The organism is Nocardia sp. NPDC019219 (assembly GCF_040632645.1).
Lineage (GTDB): Bacteria > Actinomycetota > Actinomycetes > Mycobacteriales > Mycobacteriaceae > Nocardia > Nocardia sputorum.
Genome location: NZ_JBEYCG010000001.1, coordinates 71,175 through 90,015, shown reverse-complemented (window position 1 = coordinate 90,015; position 18,841 = coordinate 71,175). Strand labels below are relative to the sequence as shown.

Sequence of the window (18,841 nt, the reverse complement as noted above, 5' to 3'; positions counted from 1 at the left end):
CGCGCGCCCACCGCCGCGGCGCGGAACAAGCGCGTCGTGATCGTGGTTGCCGAGCGAGTGCGGCGGGCCCACGGGATACAGGAGGCGCGATGAGCGAGACGGCCGAGGGCATGGTGCTGGTGATCAACTCCGGTTCCTCGTCGATCAAATACCAGCTCCTGGATCCGGATTCGAGCGTGGTCGCGGCCTCCGGCATGGTGGAGCGGATCGGCGAGGACGAGGGCGGACTCGAGCATCGCGCCGACGGCGAGACCACCGAGCGCAGGGAGCCGATCGCCGACCACGCCGCCGGGCTGCGGCTGGTCTTCGACACGTTCGCCGCGACGGGCCACGACCTGGTGCGCGAGGGCGTGCGCGCGGTCGGGCACCGAGTGGTGCACGGCGGCGAGGTGTTCTACCGGCCCACGCTGATCGATGACGACGTGGTCGCCGCGATCTCCGACCTCGCTGCGCTGGCGCCGCTGCACAATCCGGCCAACGTCGCCGGGATCGAGAGCGCGCGTGTGCTGTTGCCGGGCGTGCCGCAGGTCGCCGTGTTCGACACGGCGTTTTTCCACGGCCTGCCCGCCGCCGCGAAGACCTACGCCATCGACGCCAAGGTGGCCGCCGCGCACGGCATCCGGAAGTACGGCTTCCACGGCACGTCGCACGAGTACGTGTCCGGTTGTGCGGCCGCACTGCTCGGGCGCGACCCGGGCGAGCTGAACCAGATCGTCTTCCATCTGGGCAACGGCGCGTCGGCCTCGGCCATCCGCGGCGGGCAGCCGGTCGACACCAGCATGGGGCTCACCCCGCTGGAAGGCTTGGTGATGGGCACCAGGTCCGGTGATCTCGACCCCGGCATCGTCGCGCATCTGGCCCGGTCCGCGCACTTGGACATCGCCCAGATCGACGTTCTGCTCAATCGCGATTCCGGCATCAAGGGTCTGTCCGGCGTGAACGATTTCCGCGAACTGCGGCGTCTCATCGACAGCGGGGACGAGGCCGCGCGGCTGGCCTACGACGTGTACATCCATCGGCTACGGCGCTATCTGGGGGCCTACCTGATCGAACTCGGCGGGGTCGACGCGATCACCTTCACCGCCGGAGTCGGCGAGAACAGCCCGCAGGTGCGCGCGGACGCGCTGGCCGGCCTCACCGGCTTCGGCATCGAAGTCGATCCCGCGGCCAACACCGCGCGAAACCGTGCCGCGCGGCGCATTTCGCCGCCCGGCGCGCCGGTCGCGGTGCTCGTGGTGCCCACCAACGAGGAACTGGCCATCGCGCGTGCCGCCCGGCAAGTGGTCGAGCGGCTCGGCTAGATCCAGGTCTTCGCGCGGATCATGTTGGCCAGGTCGACGAGCGCGTAGCGGTGCTTGCGATCGGGTGCGCCGCGCGCCAGGGAGCGCAGCCCCGCCTCGGTGCCCGCCCGCAGTTCGCGCTCGGTGAAAGGCGCGCCGAACAGCGTGGCATCGGGACGCTTCGGCCTGTTGCCCGACTGGAGCCACGCCAAGGCCGCGCCGAGCACCAGCACCCGCATCTGCATCGCGCGGCTCTCGCTCGCGGGCAGACTCGACACCCGCGATGCCGAGATGTGCAGGGTGGCTTCGTCGAGGTCGGCTACCGGCGCCGCCGTGAGCAGGAACAGCACGGCGGTCATCCGCGCGGTGGTGAAATGCCGGGACGACGCGGGCACGGCGTCCAGCGCCTGTACGGCCTCCGCCGCCCGGTCGTCCGCGGCCAACTGCCTGGCCAGCCCGAAGGCGGCGCTCACCACGGTGCGGTCGGTGCGCCAGACCGTCTCGTAGGCCTTCTCGGCGTAGGCGCGCCATTGCTCCGGGTCCGGCGAATCCCAGTGCTGGAGCACGAGTTCGGCGGTGGCGGCCAGCGCGAGCTGCGGGGCGAGCTCGCCGGGGAGCACGCGGAATACCTCGTCGAAGTTCGAGAAGGCGCGCTCGTACTCCCGGTCGAGCAGTTCGGCCATGCCGCGATACCAGCTCACCCGCCACTCCCCTTCCGGCAGACGCGCGAGCAGATCCAGCACCGTGGCCGATTCCCGCAGATCGAGCCGCACGCGCGCCTCGGCGAGGGCGAGTTCCAGATCGAGCGTCGCCGGGGCGTTGCCGGGATCGGCGTCGGCTCGCTCGCGTGCGTCGCGCAGCGCCTCCAGCGCGTGGGACGGCTCGGGATGCACCGCGGCCGAGAGCAACGGGGCCGACGGATCGGCCGGATCGAGCAGCGGGATCGGCAGTCCCGCCACCACCTCGAGCGCGTCCAGCAGGCTGCTGCGGGGGCGGCCGTCGGTGTAGGCGTCGGTCTGGCTGATCAGCTCCTCGGTGCCGAAACTGGCTCGCGGCGGCGTGAAGACGGTGGACAGCTGGGGATGCTCGGTGCCGGTCTCCAGCGCGAGGATCTCCCGCAGAACGCCCGACATCTGTGCGGACATCGCACGCGCGGAGGGGAAGCGGCGGCGCGGGTCCAGGTCGGTGGCGCACAGCAGCAGACGATGGAAGGACTCGTAGCGCGCCAGCACCGGCTCGTCGGCAGGAGCGGGGAGCCCGTCGAGATAGCGTCCGTGCTCCGAGGGCAGGTGCAGGGTGAGCACGGCCAGCGTGCGCCCGACGGTGTAGATGTCGGAGGCGACGGTCGGGCCGGTGCGCGCGATCTCCGGCGCCTGGAATCCCCTCGTGCCGTACAGGTTTCCGTATGCGTCGATGGTGGCGACGGCGCCGAGATCGATCAGCTTCACCTGGTCCTCGGTGACCATGATGTTGTCGGGTTTGAGGTCGTTGTAGGTCAAACCGGTCGAGTGCAGGTAGTCCAGCGCGGGCAAAATCTCCAGCAGGTAGGCGATCGCCTCGGTGACCGGCATGCGCTTGGGGCGTTCGTAGGAGTCGAGGATGTCGCGCAGCGAACGGCCGCCCACGTACTCCATGACGATGTAGCCGACGGGTGTGCCGTCCGCACCGGTGTGCTCGACGAAGTTGTAGATCTTGACGATGCTGGGATGCGCCACCTCGGCCAGGAATTGGCGTTCGGCCATGGCCACCGCCTGCGCTTCGCCGTCACCGGCGTGCAGCAGGCCCTTGAGCACCACCCAGCGGTCGCTGACATTGCGGTCGATCGCCAGGTAGATCCAGCCGAGTCCGCCGTGGGCGATGCACCCCTGGATCTCGTACTGCCCCGCCACCATGTCGCCCGCGTGCAGCGTGGGCCGGAAGTCGAACGACGCCTCGCAAGTCGCGCAGGTGCCCGCCGTGGTCGGGGGCCGGGTCGCCGTCGCCCGGCCGACCGGTTTGCCGCAGCGCCAGCAGAATCGCCTGCCCTCGGAGACCACGGCGTCGGCGAGCACGGCGTCGCGGGGATCCGCCGGCGTCACCGTGGGGATCGGCACGAGTCCCGCGCCGAGCCGTCGTACCGCGGGGCGGGTTCGCGCCGTGCGCACGCTGCGTCCGGAGGTGCGCTGCGGGGACGACGTGGGTGACGACGTGGGTTCCGAGGGGCTGCGGCGCGTTTCGTCGTGTCCCGCCGCAGCGGTGCTCGGCTGCTCGCGCGCCTTTTCCGTGCCGGGGACTTCGTGCGCCGCGGGCGGCGGTGGCTTCTCCGGTCCGGAGCCGCGCGTCCATGCGATCGTGCTCGATGGTGTGCCCGGTCGGTTGACCTGCATGCGGGTGGCGTCCGAGTCCGGCTCGTCCGCCGTCTGTGCCGATTCCACGGACGACGCTTCTGGCCCGGCGACCGGGGTGCCGGTCGGCGGTGCGGTGAGCTGTTCGTCGCCGGTGCCGCTCGGTGCTTCGCCGGAGATCGGGGGCGCGGTGTCGCGAGCGCCCCGTGGCTCCCGCGCCGCATCCGGCGGGTCCGTGTCCTCGGCGCGGTCCCAGGCGACCGTGCCGAGCGAGGGAGCCGTACGGTCGGCCGACGTAAGTGCCGTGTGTTGAAGGCCCTCGGCGGCCGCCGATTCCGGATTGATCGAGCTCGACCGTCGCCCTGCTGCTGGAGAGTGACCGTCCGCGTGCTGTGCCCCCGCGTGATCAGCGCGCGGCGGTTTCGCGCCCGGGCGACGCGCGGCCGATCCGGTGCATCCGCCCTCGAACACCTCGGCCGGGCCGGGCCGTCCCGGGGCGGTTTCGTCCGGGTCGGGCTCGGGGGCGGGCCGTGTGCTCATCGGCCGGTCAATCCTGATAGGTGGGGGCGGGCGGGGCGGGAACGGGACCGAGGATGGTGAGGTATTTCTGGTACAGCCCGACCCACGTGCCGTCGTTGCGGATGCGTTCCAGCGTGCCGTTGACGAATCGCACGAGATCGTCGTTGCCTTTGGTCATGCCGATGCCGTACGGCTCTTCGCTGATGCTGCTACCGACCAACTCGGTGTACGGGTCCTGCGCGGCCAGACCGGCGAGGACGGCGTCGTCGGTGCTGACCGCGTCGACCTGGCGCTGTTGCAGGACGACCAGGCAATCGGCCCAGCTCGGCACGGTGAGGATGGTCGCGGCGGGCTGGTCGCGCCGCATGTGTTCCAGCGACGTGGTGCCGCTGACGATGCACACCCGGCGGCCCGCCAGATCGGCCAGGCTCCGGATCCCGGAGTTCTTCACCGCGAGCACCCGCTGATTCGCGTGCAGGTAGACGGTGGAGAACGCGACCTTCTCGCGCCGTTCGCAATTGATCGTCATCGTCTTGGCGACCAGGTCCACGGTGCGGTTCTGCAACGCCGTCTCGCGCTCGGCGGAGCCGAGGCTGCGGAACTCGATCAGATCCGGGCTGCCGAGCAGGTCGCGGGCCACCTCCCTGGCGATGTCGGCGTCGAAACCGACGATGGCGCCGGAGACCGGGTCGCGGTAGCTGAACAGATTGCTGCCGGTGTCCAGGCCGACCAGCAACCGCCCGCGCGCCCGGATCGCATCGATGGTCGGTCCGCGCGCGCCCGCCCCCGCGCCGGTCGGGCGCAAGCTGGCGGTCGGATCGCCGCATCGCGGTGTGCCCGGCGGAGGCGGAACCGGCGAATCGGTGAGCACCGGAACCGCTCTGGCGGGAAACGGGGGGTCGGTGTACTTCGGCGTCTTGGTCGACACCGGCGCGCTGGAATCGCTCGCACAACCGCTCGTCAGCGCTACCACGAGGAGGGCGGCCACCAGAATGCCGCGCGCGGATCTCATCGGTACTCCCGAAGCCGGGGCCATATGCCCAGTCCGACATAGCCTGCCGCCAGAATGCCGAGCACCATCGCTCCCGCGCCCAGGAAGTCCAAGACGCGTGCGGCCTGGGAGATCTTGCCGCGCAGGGTGTCCCTGGTCTCGGCGATGCCTTGCTCGAGCGAACGATCCAGCGCCTCCACCTGCACGGTGGCGTCCGCCGAGCCGGGCCCGGTCGCCACCACGGCCGCGCTGTTGAAATCGCCCTTGGCCAGCGCGTCGTTCATGCGCTGATGCGCCACCCGCCAGCGCGCCAGCGCCGGAACGGCGTTGCGCACCTCGTCCGCCGCCGGCGCGGAGGAGGGGTAGTTGCCGATCAGATCGGCCAGCCGTTCGATGTCCGCGTCGTAGGTGCGGTCGTAATCGCCGGTCGCGTCCCGGCGCACCAGTTTCAACGTCTCCGCGGCGCGCGCCTGCTGCGCGAGGATCCGGCTCTCGGTCAGGCGCGAGGAGGGCACCGCGCCGTCGTCGCGGGCGCTGATCATCGACGTCGCCGACACCGAACCCGCGATCACCGTCCACGCCAGCAGGATCAGCATGGACACCGACGCGAGCAGCAGGCCCGGATTGAGCACGCGCCGCCAGCGTTGCGCCAGATCCCGCTGCACCCAGACCAGCACGCCGAGGGTGAGGATCAGCAGTCCGATCGCGGCCCAGGGCGGGCGCACGTGATTGCGCTGCGCGTCGGTCACCGCCGCCGAGCGATGATTGTGCAGCTCTTCGGCCATCGGTAGCAGCGTCGTCTGCATCTGGTTGGACGCTTCGCTCAAATACGCCGCGCCGACCGGATATCCGCTGCGATTGTTCGTCCGTGCGGTTTCCACCAGACCGGAGTACACCGGCAGGCCGGTGACTATGCCCGTGCGCAGCCGGGCATCCGGGTCCGCGTTCGGCCCGACGGGACTGTCGGATCGGGTCACCAATTCCGCGGCCGCCTCGCCCAGCGCCTGTGTGTAGCGGTCCCGCACCGCCTGCGGCTCCAGCCCGCCCGCGATGAACGCGGTGCTGGCGGCGGCGTCGGCGATCGACAGCGAGGTGTAGAGCCGGTGGGCGGAATGCGCGTCCGGTTCGGTGTCGTAGAGCAAGACGTCCAGGCTCTGCTGCCGGTCACCGACGGTCGCGGCGGTCACCGAGCCCGCGGCCAGGCACAATCCGATCAGCAGCAGCCCGAGCGCGATCAGCCGTCCTGGTGAGGAATTGGCGAACGACCGCAGATTGGCCAGGTCGAGACGTTCGCGCACCACCGCGACGCTCAGCCCGCCCGGTTCGTCCCGGCCGGCGGCTTCGGGCGCGGACGATGGCCGGAGTTCGGCCGTCGTCGGCTCGGAGCTAGCCATGTCCACCTCCCCAGTTTGGGCCGCGTACGCGGATTTCTCGACGGTTGGACCGAATATCCGATCGACCCGTGCGTGTTGGTGCGGAGTTTATTGTGGTCGTACGGGCGCCGCGGCGTGTGAAACACCCCCGGTTGGGAGGAAACGGCGGTGGGGTGCTCCCGTAGCTGAACAGGATGGTACGAGATGCGTGGTGACGGTGACGGTTGGTCGCGCGGCCCGGACGGACTGCGGCACTGGGGTCGCTTCGGCGCCGCCGGACTGCTCCTGCGCGCTCCGCTGGCCGCAGGCGGTTCGGCGGTGCTGCTGCAACACCGCGCTCCGTGGAGTCACCAAGGCGGGACCTGGGCCTTGCCCGGCGGGGCGCGCGACAGTCACGAGACGCCCGTGCACGCGGCGGTCCGCGAGGCGTGGGAGGAGGCGGGCATCGATCCCGCCGACGTCCGGGTGCGCGGCGAGCGGGTGACGGCCTCGGCCTCGAGCGGCTGGACCTACACCACGGTCGTCGCCGACGCGGTGATGACCCTCCCGACCACCGGCAACCGCGAGAGCGTCGAGTTGGTCTGGGTCCCCGAGGACGAGGTCGAGGCCCGTCCGCTGCATCCGGGCTTCGCCGCGTCCTGGCCTGCCCTGCGCGCCGCCCCCGCACGGGTGCTGCTGGCCGAGATCGGTGACGACCACGCCGTCGCCGCCGCGCTGCCGCGCACACTCGACCTCGCCGATCTCGGTTTCGTCTGGCTGCATTCGGATCCGGCGGGGCCGGGTGATTACGCCAGGATCGTCGACGAGCCGGGCGCGCAGGTCGCGGAGCCCGCGCCGAGCGGGAACACGGCGGTGGAGACCGCGCTGTCGTTCACCCGCGGGCAGGTGCTGTCCTGACCACGGTCCTCACGCGTTCGCGAGCAGTGCCGTTTTCAGCTCTCGCGCCGCGGCTTCCGGATCGCGCGCCTCGGTGATCGCGCGCACCACGACGACCCGCTTCGCTCCGGCTTCCAGCACCTGCGCGAGGTTGTCGGCGTTGATCCCGCCGATCGCGAACCAGGGCCGGGTGGGATGGGCGTCCGCGGTGGAGCGGATCAATTCGGGGCCCGCCGCCTGCCTGCCGGGTTTGGTCGGGGTCGCCCAGATGGGGCCTGTGCAGAAGTAATCGATGTGCTCATCGATCGCGGCGAGCCCGGCTTGGGCGCGATTGTGCGTGGATCGTCCGATCACCACGTCGGGTCCGAGGATCCGGCGCGCGTACCAGGGCGGCAGGTCGCCTTGCCCGAGGTGCAGCACGTCGGCGGTCGCGGCCAGCGCGATGTCGGCGCGGTCGTTGACCGCGACCAGCCCGCCGTGCCTGCGCGCGGCGGCCTTGAGTTCGGCGAGCGCGCCGAGTTCGGCCCTGGCCTCCAGCGGGCCGAACTTGGCCTCGCCCGGTGACCCTTTGTCTCTGAGCTGGATGATGTCGACTCCGCCTGCGAACGCGGCCTCGGCGAACTTGGCCAGATCGCCCTTCTCCCGGCGGGCGTCGGTGCACAGATACAGCCGCGCGTTCGCCAGACGTTCCCGCGGCGAGGCGGGTCGATTCGGGTGGGAGGGTTGCACGCCTTCGACCGTAGCCGCGCTACCGTGGGGATGCGAAACAGGAGGCAGGTGGATCGGGATGCGGACTCTGGCCGTCGTCGGTGGCGGGGCCATCGGGCTGGCCGTGGCCTGGCGCGCCGCCGAGACCGGTTGGTCGGTCACGCTCCTCGATCCCGCCGTGGCTTCGGGCGCGTCGTGGGTGGCCGGGGGCATGCTCGCGCCGCTGTCGGAGGGCTGGCCCGGCGAGGACCGGGTGCTCGAGTTCGGGGCGGCGTCGCTGGCCCGCTGGCCGGAGTTCGCCGCCCGGGTGGCGGCCGCGACCGGTGTCTCGGTCTTCGTGGCCGACGAGACCATGACCGTCGCGCTGGACGCGGCCGACGCGGCCGACCTGCGCACCGTGGCCGACTGGGTCGGCGGACGCGGGCACGAACTGCACCTGCTCGACCGCGCCGCGGTGCGCGAGCGGGAACCTGGCCTGGCCAGGACGGTGCGCGCCGCGCTGCTGGCGCCCGCCGAACCGGCGATCGACAATCGCAAGCTGGTCGCCGCGTTGCGGCAGGCCGCCGAGGCGGCGGGCGTCGTGGTGCGCGCCGAATCCGTAGACTCGCTGACGGAACTTCCGCACGATCAGATCGTTCTCGCCGCGGGGGCCGCCTCGGCCGCGTTGTGGCCGGAACTGCCGGTCCGCCCGGTCAAGGGCGAGATCCTGCGCCTGCGGCGTCGCCCCGGCGTCGCCCCCGCGCCGCGCCGGGTCATCCGGGCCCGGGTGCACGGGCGTGCGGTCTACCTGGTGCCGCGCGCCGACGGGACCGTCGTGGGCGCCACCCAGTACGAGGCGGGTTTCGACACCGCGGTCACGGTCGCGGGCGTCCGCGACCTGATCGCCGACGCGGAGGCGGTGTTCCCCGGCATCGGCGAATACGAGCTCGCCGAGGCGAGCGCGGGTTCGCGGCCGGGCAGCCCGGACAACCTGCCGTTGATCGGCCGGCTCACCGACCGGATCGTCGCGGCCACCGGGCACGGCCGCAACGGCATGCTGACCGTGCCGCTCACCGTGGACGCGGTACTCGAACTGCTCGGCGGGGCAGTGCTGCCCGAAGCGGAAGCCGCCGACCCGCAACGGTTTTCGACGACTGTAGGAGGAGTCAGATGACGCTGTCATCCGTCCCCGTCGGTGTCACGGTGAACGGCGACGAGCACGAGTTCGCCGAGCCGCTGACCGTGCGCGAGCTGCTGGAACGCCTCGGGCTGCCGTGCCGGGGCGTCGCGCTCGCGGTGGACGGCGCGGTGTTCCCCAAGTCGCGCTGGGACGAACCGGTCGGGCGCGGCTGGGAGATCGAGGTGCTGACGGCGGTTCAAGGTGGCTGAGGCGATGACGGCATCCGGACCCGCCGACGCCCCGCTGCGAATCGCCGACCGGGAGTTCGGCTCTCGCCTGATCATGGGCACCGGCGGCGCGGAGAACCTGGCCGTGCTGGAGGAGGCGCTGATCGCCTCCGGCACCGAGTTGACCACGGTGGCGATGCGGCGCGTCGACGCCGCGGGCGGCACCGGCGTGCTCGATCTGTTGAAACGGCTGGACATCGCGCCGTTGCCGAACACGGCGGGCTGTCGGACCGCGGCCGAAGCGGTGCTCACCGCACAGCTGGCGCGTGAGGCGCTGGACACCGATTGGGTGAAGCTCGAGGTGGTCGCCGACGAGCGCACCCTGCTGCCCGATCCGATCGAACTGCTCACCGCCGCCGAACAACTCGTCGACGACGGGTTCGTCGTGCTGCCCTACACCAACGACGACCCGGTGCTGGCCCGTCGTCTGGAGGACGCGGGTTGCGTGGCGGTGATGCCGCTGGGCGCGCCCATCGGCACCGGGCTCGGTATCGGCAATCCGCACAACATCGAGATGATCGTCGCCGACGCGAAGGTTCCCGTCATCCTGGACGCGGGCATCGGGACGGCCAGCGACGCCGCTCTCGCCATGGAACTCGGCTGCTCGGCGGTGCTGCTGGCCACGGCCGTGACCAGGGCGCGCCGCCCCGAACTGATGGCCGCGGCGATGGCGGACGCCGTCCGCGCCGGTTATGCGGCGCGGCTGGCCGGGCGCATCCCCAAACGCTTCTGGGCCCAGGCGTCGTCCCCGGCGCTGTGAGGGGCGGAGCTCGCGTCCGGTAGTTCGGCGACCGCTCTCGGAATCCTCGAACGGTTCGGGCACGAGGCGTGTGACGACACCCCACAAGGGCGAGTCCGGGGCATGGAATGCGGGGCCGCCCCGGACTCGGCCGTTGACGACGTGAGGCTTGCACGTCATGGCGGGGGAGGTCACCGCTCGGCGGGTGAGTCCGGGGCGGTGGGCCGTGCGGGCTCAGCCGTTGACGAAGGTGAGGTTCGTCGCGTCGTAGCGGGTGCCCGCGACCTGCTCGGGCGGGGCGGCGGCCTCGATGGCGGCGAGCTCGTCGGCGGACAGTTCGATGGTCAGCGCGGCGAGGTTCTCCTCCAGGTAGCGCTGCCGCCGGGTGCCGGGGATCGGGACCACATCGTCGCCGCGGTGCTGCACCCAGGCCAAGGCGAGCTGACCCGCTGTGACACCCTTCGCCGCGGCCAGCTCGTTCAGCTTCGCGACGATGGCGAGGTTGCGTTCGAGGTTGCCCTCGGCGAAACGCGGCTGGCTGCGCCGCACGTCGTTATCCGCCAGACCCTCGACCGAGCTGTACTTGCCGGTCAGGAATCCGCGCCCGAGCGGGGAGAACGGCACCAGGCCGATGCCGAGTTCACGGCAGACCGGAAGGATCTCCGCCTCCAGGTCGCGGGTCCACAGCGACCACTCGCTTTGCAACGCGGCGATCGGATGCACCGCGTGCGCGCGCCGGACGGTGTCCGCGCTCGCTTCCGAAAGCCCCAGGTGGCGGACCTTTCCCGCCCGTACCAGTTCGACCATCGCGCCGACGGTCTCCTCGATCGGCACCTGCGGGTCGACCCGGTGCAGGTAGTAGAGGTCGATGTGGTCGACCCCGAGCCTGCGCAGCGAAGCCTCGCACGCTTCGCGCACATAGGCGGCGTCACCGCGGATGCGGGTCGGCTCGCCCAGCCGGTTGGCGAAGCCGAACTTCGTCGCCAGCACCACGTCATCACGCCGCCCCGCGACGGCGCGCCCGATCAGCTCCTCGTTGTGCCCGGCGCCGTAGAAGTCGGCTGTGTCCAGCAAAGTGATTCCGAGGTCGAGAGCGTGGTGCAGCGTCGCGATCGACTGCTCGTCGTCCGCGGCGCCGTATCCGTGACTCATGCCCATGCACCCCAGGCCCTGCGCGGAAACCGCCAGTTCACCGAGCTGCCGGGTGGGAATGTCGGTCATGCTGCTACCTCCTGCACTCGAATCCGTCGGTCCCGACGCTAGGTGCTGGAGTGCGCTCCATGTCAACAGTCCGGAAACCGTTTCCGCGAGTGGCACATGGTGGATGGAGGGACTTCCCGCGTTTCGCCGCGACCATGTGCCACTCGCGGTCCGCTAAGGACGAGTTGGGCGGCGTTCGCGGCGGGCGCGGGCGAGTTGGTAGGCGGTGTGGAGGAGGGTGCGGGTGGGGTCGGCGGTTCGGGGGCCTGGGTTGATGATCGATAGCCAACCTGCGGATGCGTAGACCGGGTGGGCGATCACCGTGTCCGCCGCGCTCGGATCGTCGGGAGGGGATGATTCGCGGGGGGTGTGGCCGGTCCAGTAGGTGAAGGCTTCTTTTCCGGCGGCGATGTTGACTCGGAACGTGTCAGGCCGGTCCAGGCGGGAACTTTCGTCGCCGGGATAATTCTTCGTCACGATCGTCGCGAAGGGCTGGGTCGCCTTCGGCACGACGCCGTCCGGCGAGTAGTAGAAGAACGTGTCGCCCCAACTGATTTCGGGTGAGCCGTCCCCGGGGCCGGGGCGCAGCGTCAGGACTCCGTCGAGGGCCGAGACGAAGTCGATGATCTCGTCGATGGTCATGCTTCCAGCGTTTCATTAAGGTGCTTGTGGAGACTTTGGGCGAGATATGCTGGGAGTAAGGGTGACAACTCGCAACTCCACATTGCGCACCGTCGAGGTGGCGCGGCGGGCGGGGTACTCCGTGCAGCAGATTCGCAACCTCGAAAGCGACGGCGTTCTGCCGACAGCGATCCGCACCGCGACGGGCTATCGCCGATACGGCGAGGTGCACGTGCGTTCCGCGCTCGCCTATCGAGCGCTGGCGGCAGGCGTCGGCCCCGTCGAGGCCAAGCGCATCGTTCGCGCCGTCCACGCGGGACCGTTTTCGCAGGTGCTCGCCCTGCTCGATGCGGCACACGCCGGGCTGGACCGAGAGCGCGCCGACTTGGCGCTCGCCAAGCGGGCGGCGGAGGTGATCGCCGCCGAGCCGATCGCCGACGCGCGGCCATCGGATGCGATGAGCGTCGCCGAACTGGCCGCCGCGCTGGGCGTGCGCCCGTCGACCCTGCGGCATTGGGACGCCGAGGGACTCGTCGTCCCGGATCGCGCGACCGCGCAGGGCACGCGACGGTACTCGCCCGCCCAGGTCCGCGACGCCCGGATCGTCCATCAACTCCGCAGGGCCGGATACCGCGTCGACACGCTGAAAACCTTGATGCCCCACCTGCCGCGCGGCCACCGATCCGAGGACGTCGAGGCGGCGCTGGCGGCCCGGGACGCGAGCATCACCACTCGCTCCCACGCCCTGCTGGACGCGGCCGCCGCGCTCGCCGCCGTGCTCGCGGACGGCGCCGAGCCGCTGGGCCGCTGAGGCTTCGGCGGGACTGCGCTGACCTCGCAGCTCCGCAGAGTCGGCCCAGTTCTGGCCTCCTGGCGGCGAATGACGCGGTAGCACCTGGTCGTCCAGTTCTACGCCTGGCTGGTCGTACTATCCGGTCCGTCTATGTCGCGCTCCTGGAGCCACCGCTCGGCGGACAGCTTGCGCGGGCACGGTGGCGTACATGTGGCATGGAGTTTCAGCAAGCCTTGCGCGTGCTTCTCATCGACGGGCCAGTTGCTGTCCTCGCAGTAGTCCTGGATCCAACTGCCCCGCGTCGTCATCGCTGTTCCTCGCGTTCGATGCGGTCCATGACCTCGCGGAACGGCACCCGCTCGTCGGGATCGCCGCCGAGCTCGAGTAGCCAAGGCAGGACCCAGAACACGATGATCAGCAGTCCGCCGACAGCGGCCATAACGGTAAGGGTGACTGCGAGTTCGGTCACTCCGAAACCCCCTTGCATTGTGGTGTAGTTGGGTGGCGTCCGGCGCCGAGGATTCGGGGATTCACCCGACGCCGGGGCCTGCCAAAACGTTCGCGGACGGCAAGGCCACCGAGGGACAGTGCGGGGACAGCCGGCCGCGATCGATCTACCGTTGGGGCATGAGCGACAGCGTGGGGCAGCGGATCGCATCGGAACGCAAGATCGCCGGGCTCAGTCAACGGGCGCTCGCGTCCCGTGCGGCCTACAGCCTGAGCATGGTCAAGGCGGTCGAGCAGGGACGAGAGCCAGCCTCTCCCGGCTTCATCTCGGCGGTAGCGCGGGCACTACGGGTCACCCCGGAGCAGTTGACCGGCGCACCCTACGACGACGGAAAGCCGTTGTCCGACGCGGTGAATGAACTATCGGTGCTGCTGACCGAGGGCCGATACGCCCGAGCGGTCGACCCCGGGCCGCTGGCGCAGCTGGATGCGGACCTGTCCGCCGCGCAACTGCTGTATCGCCGCGACCGGACGCGGCAGACCATCGAGGTATTGCCGGGTATCATCCGCCGATTGCACGGTGCGGTGCGGGAGTTGTCCGGCGACGAGCAGGCACGCGCCTACACGCTGCTGACGGCCGCGTACGTGCTCGCCGAGTGGTCTGCCCGGCGAACCGGCCACCTGTCGCTCACGCTGCCAGCGCTCGACCTCGCCGACACGTATGCGCCTCTGGCCGATGATCGCAACTGGGGTGCGTTCTCCGTCCTGGCACGGGCGCGGGTACTCACCCATTTCGGAGAGTCGGAGGTGGCTGGTCAACTCATCGAGTCGGCGATATCGACCGCCGACGAAACCCGATCCGGGCTGATCCTGGGCGGCTACTCGCACCTTGCCGGGGCGGTGAACGAAGCGCGGAAGCTGAACCACGCCGGCGCGGTCGACCACATCGCCGCAGCACGTGAAATCGCGGCACGGACCGGTGAGACGGACATGTACATGGTCGACTTCGGACCGCTGAACACCGAGATCCATTCGCACGCGATCGAGCTGGAATCCGGCGACCCGACCCGGGCCGCGATCGAAGGCGCCGAGCTGGTCTACTCCGCCGGAGCGCCACCTACCCGCATCGGGCATCACTGGCAGGACAACGCACGCGCCTGGTTGATGTCCGGCAAGCCGGACAAGGCCCTGGTTGCGTTGAACAAGGCACGGGCAGCGGCACCGCAGCAGACCCGTTTGCACCCGGGAGTGCGGGAGACGGTGCACGGCATCGCAGCGGCGCAGCGACGCCAGAGTGAGGGTCTGGTCGGGTTCGCATCCTGGCTGGGTACGTCGCTGTGACTTCCTGACCCCCTGGCAGGGCCACGAAGGCCCGCGACCGATTCGACAGGTCGCGGGTCTTCTGTGTGCTGGTGAGCGTGTCAATCCGTCTCTATCCAAGGCGACATTTAGGCGTCAAAGGACTAGCGTGGCGACATGGCTTCGGCACCTAACACGGCTCTCCGCGCGGCCAGGAACGCGCGTCTGATGAGCCAGGACGATCTAGCACGGGCACTCCGGGAAGCGGGATGCGCCAGCGCCACGAAACGTCTTGTGCAGCGCTGGGAATCCGGACTCACCACCAACCCGCGGCCCTCACACGCGCGAGCATTGGAGAAAGTCATGCGACTACCTATCGAGTCTCTCGGTTTCGGTGCCGTGATGGCGGGCCGCAGCCTCTCCGGAGGCGAGGACGGAACCGTGGTGGACTCGGCTATCGGCGAAGTCGCGCCCGAGCAGTTCGCCGCCGCGCGGCGGCCGAGGACACCAGGCAACTACTCGGGTATTTGGCTGTCGCGGTACGAGTACTACTCGTCCGGACGGGATGCGACGTTCACGGCCGTGCACCATGTCGTCGTCTTGCAGCACGACAACCGGCTGACGGTGCGCAGCCTGCCGAACTCCGCGCAGTCCTCCATGGAGATGGACCTCACGGTGGACGGGCACGTGGCTACGGGCACATGGCGCGAACACACCGCGCAAGACGGTTACTACCGCGGTGCCTACTACCACGGCGCGATCCAACTGCTGATCGAGCTGACCGGCGCGCGGATGGCAGGCAAGTGGGTCGGGTTCGGCAAGAGCTTCGAGATCAACTCCGGACCGTGGGAGCTGGTGCTACAGGACGCATCGACGTCCAAGGCCGCGATCGACGCCTACGACCGACCGCCGGACACCGCGTGAGCTGTTCGCTGGACGCCCCGTACGGGCTTGCACCCACCCGGACACCTCGCCCCTCATCCTCGAGGATGATCCAACTCGGCACCATTTACCGACGCGCGCGGCCGTGATTTGCGGAATGCTGGGCGCATGATCGAGCTGAGAGGCCTGACCAAGCACTACGGGCAGACCGTAGCGGTGCAGGATCTGACCTTCACCGTTCGACCGGGGCAGGTGACGGGGTTCCTCGGACCGAACGGCGCGGGCAAGTCGACCACCATGCGGATGATCCTCGGATTGGACCGGCCCACCGCTGGGACCGCCCTGATCAAGGGCAAGTCCTATCACGAGCTGGACCATCCGCTGCGCACCGTCGGCGCGCTGCTGGACGCCAAGTGGGTGCATCCGAACCGGTCGGCGCGCGCCCATCTGGAGTGGATGGCCGCGTCCAACGACATCGCCAAGTCCCGGGTGGAGGAGGTGCTGCGGCTGGTCGGCCTGTCCGAGGTGGCGGGCAAGACCGCGGGCGGCTTTTCACTGGGCATGTCGCAGCGGCTCGGCCTGGCCGGCGCGCTGCTGGGCGACCCGGAGGTGCTGCTGTTCGACGAGCCGGTGAACGGCCTCGACCCGGAGGGCATCCTGTGGATCCGGCGGTTCATGCAGCGGCTGGCCGCCGAAGGCCGCACGGTGCTGGTCTCCAGCCATCTGCTGTCGGAGATGGCCCAGACCGCCGAGCACCTGGTGGTGATCGGGCGCGGCAAGCTCATCTCGGACTCGACGACCCAGGAATTCATCGAACGCGCCTCCGAGCAGTCGGTGCGGGTGCGCAGCCCGCAGCTCGACCAGCTGCGCAGCGTGCTCACCTCGAACGGCATGACAGTCCGCGAGGACGGGGCCGGAGCCGACGGCCCTGCGCTGGTGGTGGCGGGCGTGTCCAGTGACGCGGTCGGCAAGCTGGCCGGCGAGCACAGCATCACGCTGTTCGAGCTGGCCCCCCAGCGCGCGTCGCTGGAAGAGGCGTTCATGCGGATGACCGGCGGCGCCGTGCAGTACCACGGCGAAGGCTTCGATCAAGTTATGGGAGGTGCGCTCTGATGGGCGTGCTGGCAGCGGAACGAATCAAGCTCACCTCCACCAGGTCGCCCTGGTGGTGCTCGGCAATCGTCATCGCCCTCGCGCTGGGCATGGCCGCGCTGCTCGCCTCGGTGGCGCGCGCGTCCTACGGCAAGGACGGCGCGATCGACCTGACCGTCTCCACCGCGGTGGCCGGCATCAGCGGCTTCGGCGTGATGGTCTTGATGATCATGGCCACCTTGACGGTGACCAGCGAATATCGCTTCGGCATCATCCGGACCACGTACCAGGCGACGCCGCATCGGGCCAAGGTGATCGTGACCAAGGCCGGGCTGGTCGGCGTGTACGGCGCGGTGCTGACCCTCGTTCTGGTGTTCCTGGCCTACGCGGTGGCCAAGGCCATCAGCGGCCCGGACGCGGGCGCGGCCCTCACGCTGTCCGGCGCGGAGGACTGGCGCGAGGTCTACGGCATCCCGATCTACGCGTTCCTGTGCGTGCTGCTGGCGATCGGCGTCGGCGTGCTGGTGCGGCAGTCCGCCGCGGCCATCTCCCTGATCGTGCTGTGGCCGCTGCTCATCGAGGGGCTGCTCGGCGCGTTCGGCAGCTTCGGCCGCAACGTCACGCCGTTCCTGCCGTTCGCGAACGCGAACCATTTCTTCAGCGCCTCCGTGTCCACGGCCAACTGGCACTGGGGGCCGTGGGGCAGCCTGCTGTACTTCACCGTCTTCGTCGCGATCGTCTTCGGCGCGGCCTTGGTCGTGGTGAACCAGCGCGACGCTTAGCGCGAAGCCACCCGAGTCGCCATCCCTCGCCACTCGGGTTGTGGGGCGCCGACCTTGTCGGGAGGTCCGGCGCTTCGCCCACCGTCGCCACTGCCCGGCGGACGGTGCCGCGATCGGCCCGGTGCGATTCCTCGCGCCGGGCCGATCGTGCGTGTGAACATCGAGGAAACTATGCCGCTTGCCGGTTCCGAGACCTGCGCTGTGCCGAGTAGCCTCGGTTCAGCAACCAGCTCGTTATCCAACGCGGAGCCCGCCGACGTGCTCGCTGTGTTCGTCGCGGAGGTGAGAGATGGCGATGATCGGTAATCTGCCGACGGCAGATCGGCTGAGATACCCTCGGGGCGTGAACGAAAGACCTTCCGGCGGTACGGAGCCGGAGTCGGGGCGCGAGGCCGCCGGTGGCGAACCGCCCGAGGTGGTCATTCCGTTGGAGCCGTCCGACGGGTTCGATTCTTCCCGCCGTTCCGGCGGATCGCGCCGCAGCCAGCTGTCCGCGCTGATGAACGCCGCGAACCAGCGTGCGGATCTCATCGGTGTGCTGCGCAGAGCCCGCGAACAGCTCCCCGGTGACCCTGCCTTCGGCGACCCGCTGTCGGTGTCCGGGCCCGGTGGCGCGCGAGCGGTCGCGCGGGCGGCGGACAAGCTGGTCGGCGATGCTCCCAGCGCCGCGCGCGAGATCGGTTTCGGCGCCTTGCAGGTCTGGCAGGCCGCCTTGGAGCGGATGGGCCGTGGCAAAGGTAGCCAAGAAGTAACCGTCATGTTCACCGACCTGGTGGCCTTCTCGCGCTGGTCGCTCTCGGCCGGTGACGAGGCCACCCTCGAACTGCTGCGCAAGGTGGCCAAGGCCATCGAGCCGCCGATCGCCGAACGCGGCGGGCAGGTGGTCAAGCGCATGGGTGACGGCGTGATGGCGGTGTTCCCCTCGGCGGACCGGGCGGTGCGCGCGGCCGTCACCGCCAAGCGCAATCTGGCCGATGTGCAGGTGCGCGGCTACACGCCGCATATGCGCATCGGTTTGCACACCGGTTCCCCGCGTGAGATCGGCGGCGATTGGCTCGGCGTGGACGTCACGATCGCGGCGCGGGTCATGGAGGCGGGCGGCAACGGCCACACCATGCTGTCGGAGGTGACGCTGCAGGGGTTGCGGCCGGAGACGCTGACGGAACTGGGCTTGGCGGCCAAGCCATATCGCCGCGGCCTCTTCGCCGCTCCGCTCAGCGGCGTCCCCGATGACCTGCGGATCTTCCGTTTGTCGAAGGGTTAGCCGAGCCACCAGGCCAGCGCGCCGCCCGCCGCCAGAACGGCGCAGACGGCCAGCGCGATCGACAGCGGCCGCGCCGTCTTCCATGTGGTGTAGGCGCCGCCGAGCAGGAACCCTGCCAAGGCGAACAGAACGATCACGGTGACGTCGCTGGACACCGTGCCCATCATGCTCCAGGCCGCCCGGCGGCCGACGGGTGGGTGGGTCGCCTCCCGCAAGTAACAAGCACGCATGCTTGCTTTTTTCTGGCCCTGGTGTGATGCTGGTC

The 18,841-nt window shown here is 70.1% G+C and carries 19 protein-coding genes; 11 read left to right on the top strand and 8 right to left on the bottom strand.

The features are described from left to right. The first annotated feature begins 89 nt into the window (after positions 1 to 89). A complete protein-coding gene (locus tag ABZ552_RS00460) occupies positions 90 to 1,301 on the top strand; it encodes an acetate kinase (RefSeq protein ID WP_357435039.1) in 1,212 nt (403 codons plus the stop codon). On the opposite strand, the gene ABZ552_RS00455 is transcribed toward ABZ552_RS00460, so the two are convergent. The 3 genes from ABZ552_RS00455 to ABZ552_RS00445 are packed head-to-tail and all read right to left on the bottom strand — an operon-like array spanning position 1,298 to position 6,508. After that, positions 1,298 to 4,144 carry a tetratricopeptide repeat protein gene (locus ABZ552_RS00455; protein WP_357435037.1) on the bottom strand — a complete coding sequence of 949 codons (2,847 nt, stop codon included), beginning with the start codon at positions 4,142 to 4,144 and terminating at the stop codon, positions 1,298 to 1,300. The two genes, ABZ552_RS00460 and ABZ552_RS00455, sit on opposite strands and share 4 nt — an antisense overlap. Before the next feature lie 7 nt (positions 4,145 to 4,151). Continuing rightward, positions 4,152 to 5,135, bottom strand: a complete 984-nt coding sequence (locus tag ABZ552_RS00450) for a glutamate ABC transporter substrate-binding protein (protein WP_281876087.1) — start codon at positions 5,133 to 5,135, stop codon at positions 4,152 to 4,154. Beyond that, positions 5,132 to 6,508 carry a hypothetical protein gene (locus tag ABZ552_RS00445; protein ID WP_281876086.1) on the bottom strand — a complete coding sequence of 459 codons (1,377 nt, stop codon included), beginning with the start codon at positions 6,506 to 6,508 and terminating at the stop codon, positions 5,132 to 5,134. The genes ABZ552_RS00450 and ABZ552_RS00445 overlap by 4 nt, the downstream gene beginning before the upstream one ends. 183 nt (positions 6,509 to 6,691) lie before the next feature. On the opposite strand from ABZ552_RS00445, the gene ABZ552_RS00440 reads away from it, so the two are divergent. Beyond that, positions 6,692 to 7,384, top strand: a complete 693-nt coding sequence (locus ABZ552_RS00440; protein ID WP_281876085.1) for an NUDIX hydrolase — start codon at positions 6,692 to 6,694, stop codon at positions 7,382 to 7,384. A 9-nt stretch (positions 7,385 to 7,393) separates the two neighbouring features. Here the strand turns inward: ABZ552_RS00440 and thiE are convergent, their stop codons facing one another. Next, positions 7,394 to 8,092 (bottom strand): thiamine phosphate synthase, encoded by a 699-nt coding sequence (gene thiE, locus ABZ552_RS00435; protein WP_281876084.1) that lies wholly within the window; start codon positions 8,090 to 8,092, stop codon positions 7,394 to 7,396. A 58-nt stretch (positions 8,093 to 8,150) separates the two neighbouring features. Here thiE and thiO point away from each other — a divergent pair, with 58 nt between their 5' ends. The 3 genes from thiO to ABZ552_RS00420 are packed head-to-tail and all read left to right on the top strand — an operon-like array spanning position 8,151 to position 10,217. Then, positions 8,151 to 9,224, top strand: coding sequence for a glycine oxidase ThiO (gene thiO / locus ABZ552_RS00430; RefSeq protein ID WP_357435034.1), 1,074 nt, complete (start codon positions 8,151 to 8,153; stop codon positions 9,222 to 9,224). Continuing rightward, positions 9,221 to 9,439: a sulfur carrier protein ThiS gene (gene thiS / locus ABZ552_RS00425; RefSeq protein WP_159849376.1), complete on the top strand. Its 219-nt coding sequence runs from the start codon at positions 9,221 to 9,223 to the stop codon at positions 9,437 to 9,439. Before thiO ends, thiS begins: the two co-directional genes overlap by 4 nt. 4 nt (positions 9,440 to 9,443) lie before the next feature. Further along, positions 9,444 to 10,217, top strand: coding sequence for a thiazole synthase (locus ABZ552_RS00420; protein WP_281876081.1), 774 nt, complete (start codon positions 9,444 to 9,446; stop codon positions 10,215 to 10,217). A 213-nt stretch (positions 10,218 to 10,430) separates the two neighbouring features. Here the strand turns inward: ABZ552_RS00420 and ABZ552_RS00415 are convergent, their stop codons facing one another. Then, a complete protein-coding gene (locus ABZ552_RS00415; RefSeq protein ID WP_357435031.1) occupies positions 10,431 to 11,417 on the bottom strand; it encodes an aldo/keto reductase in 987 nt (328 codons plus the stop codon). 153 nt (positions 11,418 to 11,570) lie between these two features. After that, on the bottom strand, positions 11,571 to 12,038 hold the full coding sequence (locus tag ABZ552_RS00410) for a DUF6194 family protein (RefSeq protein ID WP_357435029.1): 468 nt from the start codon (positions 12,036 to 12,038) through the stop codon (positions 11,571 to 11,573). Between the two features lie 61 nt (positions 12,039 to 12,099). Between ABZ552_RS00410 and ABZ552_RS00405 the strand changes: the two genes are divergently transcribed. Beyond that, entirely contained in the window at positions 12,100 to 12,828 is a 729-nt protein-coding gene (locus ABZ552_RS00405; RefSeq protein ID WP_357435027.1) for a MerR family transcriptional regulator, read from the top strand. A gap of 286 nt (positions 12,829 to 13,114) precedes the next feature. Here the strand turns inward: ABZ552_RS00405 and ABZ552_RS00400 are convergent, their stop codons facing one another. Then, a complete protein-coding gene (locus ABZ552_RS00400; RefSeq protein WP_281876077.1) occupies positions 13,115 to 13,279 on the bottom strand; it encodes a hypothetical protein in 165 nt (54 codons plus the stop codon). Positions 13,280 to 13,437: 158 nt separating this feature from the next. Between ABZ552_RS00400 and ABZ552_RS00395 the strand changes: the two genes are divergently transcribed. The 5 genes from ABZ552_RS00395 (at position 13,438) to ABZ552_RS00375 (ending at position 18,576) form a co-directional block, all read left to right on the top strand. After that, positions 13,438 to 14,598 carry a helix-turn-helix transcriptional regulator gene (locus ABZ552_RS00395; protein WP_281876075.1) on the top strand — a complete coding sequence of 387 codons (1,161 nt, stop codon included), beginning with the start codon at positions 13,438 to 13,440 and terminating at the stop codon, positions 14,596 to 14,598. 135 nt (positions 14,599 to 14,733) lie between these two features. After that, complete coding sequence (locus ABZ552_RS00390; protein ID WP_357435025.1) at positions 14,734 to 15,480, top strand: helix-turn-helix transcriptional regulator; 747 nt, start codon at positions 14,734 to 14,736, stop codon at positions 15,478 to 15,480. Between the two features lie 126 nt (positions 15,481 to 15,606). After that, positions 15,607 to 16,551, top strand: coding sequence for an ATP-binding cassette domain-containing protein (locus ABZ552_RS00385; RefSeq protein WP_159849369.1), 945 nt, complete (start codon positions 15,607 to 15,609; stop codon positions 16,549 to 16,551). Continuing rightward, positions 16,551 to 17,312 carry an ABC transporter permease gene (locus ABZ552_RS00380; protein ID WP_281916391.1) on the top strand — a complete coding sequence of 254 codons (762 nt, stop codon included), beginning with the start codon at positions 16,551 to 16,553 and terminating at the stop codon, positions 17,310 to 17,312. Before ABZ552_RS00385 ends, ABZ552_RS00380 begins: the two co-directional genes overlap by 1 nt. A 499-nt stretch (positions 17,313 to 17,811) precedes the next feature. Next, on the top strand, positions 17,812 to 18,576 hold the full coding sequence (locus tag ABZ552_RS00375; RefSeq protein WP_281881187.1) for an adenylate/guanylate cyclase domain-containing protein: 765 nt from the start codon (positions 17,812 to 17,814) through the stop codon (positions 18,574 to 18,576). On the opposite strand, the gene ABZ552_RS00370 is transcribed toward ABZ552_RS00375, so the two are convergent. Then, the gene (locus ABZ552_RS00370) at positions 18,573 to 18,806 is read right to left on the bottom strand and encodes a hypothetical protein (protein WP_281876070.1); all 234 of its coding nucleotides are present in this window, start codon (positions 18,804 to 18,806) and stop codon (positions 18,573 to 18,575) included. The genes ABZ552_RS00375 and ABZ552_RS00370 overlap by 4 nt on opposite strands. Positions 18,807 to 18,841 lie beyond the last annotated feature (35 nt).